This is a genomic window from Candidatus Hydrogenedens sp. (assembly GCA_035378955.1).
Lineage (GTDB): Bacteria > Hydrogenedentota > Hydrogenedentia > Hydrogenedentales > Hydrogenedentaceae > Hydrogenedens.
The window spans coordinates 1-6,091 of the sequence record DAOSUS010000118.1 but is presented as its reverse complement, the minus strand read 5'-3'; the positions used below and the strand labels follow the sequence as shown (position 1 = coordinate 6,091).

Below are 6,091 nucleotides of genomic sequence, written 5' to 3'. Positions count from 1 at the left end.
GTAGATATGACATTAGACCATCTTCACGAAGTTCAAGTACCCGACCAGGTAACCAGTTCTTTCGATTTTGCACCACCGATTCCCGATGAAGCACCGGACTTTGTTAAAAATATATTGGGTAAAATTATCGCAGGAGAAGGGGATGAACTTACGGTAAGTCAATTACCTGTGGATGGAACATTCCCCACCGGGACAACCAAATGGGAAAAACGAAATATTGGCCTTGAAATTCCTGTATGGGACCCTGAAGTTTGTATCCAATGTGGGAAATGTGTGATGGTTTGTCCTCATGCAGTTATTCGTGCAAAGATATACGACCCAAAATATTTAGAAAAAGCACCACCTACCTTCAAATCCACAGAACCCAAATGGAAAGAATATAAACATCTCCGTTACACATTACAGGTATCTCCCGAAGACTGCACAGGTTGCGGTCTATGTTACGAAGTTTGTATTGCCAAGAATAAGAAGGAAGTAAAGAATCGGGGTGTTACCATGCAACCACAAGCACCCCTTCGTGAAACAGAACGGGAAAACTGGAATTTCTTTGAAAGTATTCCGTATTTTGATAGGTCCCAGGTTAACTTGAATCTCGTCAAAGACATTCAGCTACTTCAACCCCTATTTGAATTTTCAGGGGCTTGTGCCGGCTGTGGAGAAACTCCGTATGTAAAATTGATGTCCCAACTGTTTGGAGACCGTATGTTGGTGGCTAATGCAACGGGCTGTTCTTCTATTTACGGCGGAAACTTACCTACAACCCCCTGGACAACTAATGCAGAAGGCAAAGGTCCTGCATGGTGTAATTCGTTATTTGAAGATAACGCAGAATTTGGTATGGGTATGAGAGTAGCCGTAGATACCCAGTTAAGTTATGCTCAGTATCTATTAAAACAATTAGAAACCCAAATCGGGACAGAATTGGTTTCCGCTTTATTAACAGCAGACCAGACCACAGAAGAAGGAATCAAAGCACAAAGAGACCGTGTAAACATTCTAAAACAGAAATTAAGTAATTTAGACAATCCATTTGCAAAGGAATTATTATCGGTTGCGGATGTCCTTGTTAAAAGAAGTATATGGGTCCTTGGCGGTGATGGTTGGGCGTATGACATTGGTTATGGTGGTCTTGACCATGTAATTGCCTCCAATCGCGATATAAATATATTGGTAATGGATACAGAAGTATATTCCAACACCGGTGGACAATGTTCAAAAGCAACGCCTCGTGCTGCAGTAGCAAAATTCGCTGCTGGCGGAAAACCGGCTCCCAAAAAAGACCTTGCCCTAATGGCAATGACCTACGGAACCTGCTATGTAGCAAGAGTTTCAATAGGTGCCAATGATGCACAGACTATAAAAGCCTTCCGCGAAGCAGAAGCCTATCCCGGACCTTCATTAATTATCGCTTACTGCCATTGTATTGCTCATGGTTATAATCTTACTATGGGATTAGAACAACAAAAGAAAGCAGTAGCCACAGGACATTGGCAACTTGTACGGTTTAATCCACTTCTCTTAAATGAAGGGAAAAATCCCCTTCAATTAGACTCTAAAGGTCCTTCCATGCCATTACAGGAATATATCTATAATGAAACACGATACAAAATGTTATCTCTAAGCAGTCCTGAAACAGCAAAGATGCTCTTAAACGAGGCTCAAAAAGATGTGCGGATGCGTTGGAAATTGTATGAATATTTAGCCTCTATGTCTTGTAATGAATTACAATCTGAAATGAAAAATATTCAAGAAGCCGTAGCAGAAAACCAGACAAAATAAAATACAAATAAGGAGTTGAAAAATGGCAGATTTAACAACAAACTACCTTGGAATTAAATTGAGAAACCCCCTTGTTGTTTCACCTTCCCCTTTATGTGACAACATTGATAACATAAAACGAATGGAAGACAGAGGTGCTTCCGCCGTGGTTTTACATTCATTATTTGAAGAACAGATTACTTTGTTAAGTCGTGAATTAGATAGCAACCTTTCCTATGGGTCAGAAAGTTTTGCGGAAGCCATTACCTATTTCCCTGAATTAGGTGATTTCCGTATGGGTCCTGAGGCTTATCTGGAACATATACATAAGGCAAAGCAAGCCGTTTCCATCCCTATCATGGGTAGCTTAAATGGCGTATCAAAAGGGGGCTGGATTGAATATGCTAAGAAAATTCAAGAAGCCGGTGCTGATGCCCTCGAATTGAATATCTACTTTATTCCTACCGACCCCAATATGACCAGTGATTATGTCTCCAATATGTATGTGGAACTGGTTAAAGAAATTAGAAAAGAAGTTACTATTCCCTTAGCCGTCAAAATTAGCCCTTATTTCAGTTCTTTACCCAATGTTGCGAAAAGACTTGCCGAAGCCGGTGCTAACGCTCTGGTATTCTTTAATCGTTTTTATCAACCCGATTTTGATTTAGACAATTTGGAAGTTGTTCCCCATATCAATTTGAGTACATCTAACACCCTGTTACTTCGTTTGCGCTGGGTTGCTATCCTATACGGTAGAATTCCTATTGACTTCGCAATTACAGGCGGTGTTCATACGGCGGAAGATGTCGTAAAATCCATGATGGCAGGTGCAAAAGTGGCTATGATGACTTCTGCATTGCTCAAATTCGGTATTCCTCATCTATCAACCGTTCTGAAAAAATTAGAACAATGGTTGAACGAACATGAGTATGATTCTATCGAAATAATGCAGGGGAGTATGAGCCAGAAATCGGTAAATGAACCCGCTGCATTCGAACGAGCAAATTATATGCATGCACTTACTCGTTATACCGCAGGTAGTTAATGAAACCTAACCCTTATTAATAATATTTAAATCATTAAAAATATCCTTTTTGTTTACTTTAACATGGCTTCTTTAAACCCTGATCAAATAAACGCTGTTCATGCTTATGAACCGGCTGTATTAGTCTTATCAGGAGCAGGAACAGGGAAAACAAGGGTTATTGTTGAACATATTATCTGGCTAATAAACGAAAAAGGAATTTCTCCAGAACAAATTCTCGCAGTTACCTTTACCAATAAATCTGCCGGAGAAATGAAAAAAAGAGTTCTTGCCCGAATTAATCAAACAGAAAAACAGCCCTGGGTAGGCACCTTCCATTCCTTCGGTCTACAATTCCTAAGAAAATACGCCTCTTATATCAATCTCAAAAATAATTTTATACTCATAGATGATGATGACCAAATTTCACATTTGAAAAAAATCCTGAAATCTGACCCAATCCTTTTAGAACAATTTACTCCCCGTGAGGCTCAGGTTTGGATAAGTAGATACAAACAAAACATTTCCGAACCTAAAGATAGTCCGATAACCCCTCCAAATTCTCATTTCCTTAAACTTTGGGATATATATCAAGATACTTTGCAATCCCAGGGCATGGTAGATTTCGATGATTTAATTTCCCTACCCGTAAAAATTTTAGAAGAACACAGCACCATTCGCGAGAGAATGCATTATCACTTTACAGATATATTGGTTGATGAATTTCAAGATACAAACCATGCCCAGTTCCGCCTTGTCCAGGCATTAAAAGGCTCGCACAATCGTGTATTTGTTGTAGGTGATGAAGACCAATGTATTTATTCCTGGCGTGGAAGTGATTTGAACAATATACTAAACTTCCCTAAAATTTTTCCTGACACCACTATATACCGTTTGGAACAAAATTACCGTAGCACAAAAAATATCCTGTTATTAGCCAATAAATTAGTAGAACATAACGAAAACCGTTTGGGTAAAAAACTATGGACCCAAAACGACGAAGGAGATAAAATCAAATTTTACTGGGCTACTACCGATGAAGAAGAAGCAGAATGGATTGCTAATGACATACAAAAAAATCAATACCCACTGGAAGAAGTAGCAATCCTTTTCCGAACCAACCATCAATCCCGTCCCTTCGAAGAGGCTTTCCGAAAAAGGGGTATACCACATATTGTTATCGGAGGTATCCGTTTCTATGCCCGAAAAGAAATAAAAGATATTGTTGCGTACCTTCGCCTGCTAACCAACGAAGAAGATGATGACGCATTCCGCCGAATTATCAATGTCCCACACCGCAATTTAGGGCAGGTAAGCCTGCAACAAATGGAAGTATATGCAAAACAAAAGCAAAAACCACTTTTCCATGTCTTACGATTTATAGAACATGATGAAACCTTCCCCATGCGAACCCGAAAATCCATTAAAGAATTCGTAGATCTAATAGATGAAATAAAATTAGTTTCAAAAGAAAAAACGATAGGGGATACCGTTAAATACTTACTCGAAAAAACAAATTATTGGGAATATATAAACAATATAGCAGAAAAAGAAGGAAAAGACCGCGAAAAAAGCATTCAAGAATTTATTACCATCTGTGAACAAAACTCTATGAAAGAAAAATCCCTTCTCGAATTCCTACAAGAATTTGCTCTATTATCCGATATAGATACACAACAACCCCAGAAAAATGCCGTTCATCTTTTAACCTGTCACAGTGCAAAAGGTCTCGAATTTAACTATGTTTATCTGACAGGTTTAGAAGAAGGCTTATTCCCATACCTGGATGAAGATGACCCCTATGCCGATATAGAAGAAGAAAGAAGGCTTTGTTATGTGGCTATGACCCGTGCTCGGAAACGGCTTATCCTTTCTGGGGCTGCATCCCGATTATATTACGGTAGAGTAATCCCCGATAGACTTATGTCCCGATTTCTGTTTGAAATAGACCTGCAAAATGTAGAAGTATATGGTATAAAGAAAAATGTAGAAAATAACAAAACAATTCACTTACCTGATAAAAAAATGTTGCCCACAAAAGAAGAGAAAAAAAGAGAATACCGATTAGGGACAAAAGTCCGACACGCCAAATTCGGATATGGCGTTGTTTTAAATACAGAAGGCAGTGGCGATAAAATGAGAGTAAGAGTCCGTTTCGACTCCGGTAAAATAGCAGTTCTTCTTATAAATATGGCACCTATGGAAATTATTAAGAGGAAGAAAAATTGAATATCAACGAATTACGAAAAAAAATCGATGAGATTGACCAAAAAATCATCAGCCTTCTTAATGAAAGAGCCTCCTGCGCTCAAGAAATAGGCAAAATTAAAAGCGGTTCTCAGGTACCGTTTTATGTTCCCGAACGGGAAAAATCCGTTATAGAAAAATTACTACAATCGAACCACGGTCCTTTAGACGAACGGGCTATCCGTTCTATTTACCGCGAAATTATGAGTGCCATCCGTTCGCTCGAAAAACCGACCAGCGTTGCCTTCTTAGGACCACGAGATACTTTCAGCCACATGGCTGCATTACGCGTATTTGGCACCTCCGCAGAATATCATCCCCTACCTTCTTTCGCAGATGTCTTTACAGAAGTAGAACGACGACGCATTGATTACGGCGTCGTTCCTATAGAAAGTTCAACGGGCGGTTCCGTGAGCGATACCTTAGACCTGTTTATCAATTCAGAATTAAAAATAATCAACGAAGTCCTCCTCCAGATTTCTCAAAATCTTCTCGCCAAATGCCCCATCGACCAAATTCGCCGTGTATATTCTAAAGATAACGCCCTGCTCCAATGCAGAAACTGGCTTCGAGCAAACCTACCCGGTGTCGAACTGATTGAAGTATCCAGCACCGCAGAAGCCGCCCGACGCGCCTCTCAAGAACCCAATACCTCCGCAATCGCCAGCAAATTAGCCGCTCAAACCTACAATCTCGACATTGTCGCCGAACACATTGAAGATATTCCTCATAACTACACCCGATTCGTTGTTTTAGGACATCAAATTGTAGAACCTACCGGCGACGACAAAACCTCATTACTTTTATCTGCCAAAGACAAACCCGGCGCCTTATACAACCTCCTTATGCCCTTCGCCGAATCAAATATCAATTTAACCCGTATCGAATCCCGTCCCTCCCGCCAAAAACCCTGGGAATATGTTTTCTTTATCGATTTCCTGGGACATATCAAAGACGAAAAAGTCCAACAAGTTATTGAAGATGTTAGCGACAGAGCAAGAAACCTAAAAATATTAGGTTCCTTCCCTCGCGCCACTATCGAACTCGAAACATAAAGCATTT

Annotated in this window: 4 protein-coding genes; all 4 read left to right on the top strand. The window is 39.9% G+C overall.

The genetic code is table 11. From position 1 onward, the window contains the following. On the top strand, positions 1–1,779 hold a 1,779-nt coding region (locus tag PLA12_14210; GenBank protein ID HOQ33642.1), incomplete at its 5' end, for a thiamine pyrophosphate-dependent enzyme. A gap of 22 nt (positions 1,780–1,801) precedes the next feature. Further along, complete coding sequence (locus tag PLA12_14205; protein HOQ33641.1) at positions 1,802–2,803, top strand: dihydroorotate dehydrogenase-like protein; 1,002 nt, start codon at positions 1,802–1,804, stop codon at positions 2,801–2,803. A 63-nt stretch (positions 2,804–2,866) separates the two neighbouring features. Next, positions 2,867–5,011, top strand: coding sequence for a 3'-5' exonuclease (locus PLA12_14200; GenBank protein HOQ33640.1), 2,145 nt, complete (start codon positions 2,867–2,869; stop codon positions 5,009–5,011). Further along, the gene (gene pheA, locus PLA12_14195; protein ID HOQ33639.1) at positions 5,008–6,084 is read left to right on the top strand and encodes a prephenate dehydratase; all 1,077 of its coding nucleotides are present in this window, start codon (positions 5,008–5,010) and stop codon (positions 6,082–6,084) included. Before PLA12_14200 ends, pheA begins: the two co-directional genes overlap by 4 nt. Positions 6,085–6,091 lie beyond the last annotated feature (7 nt).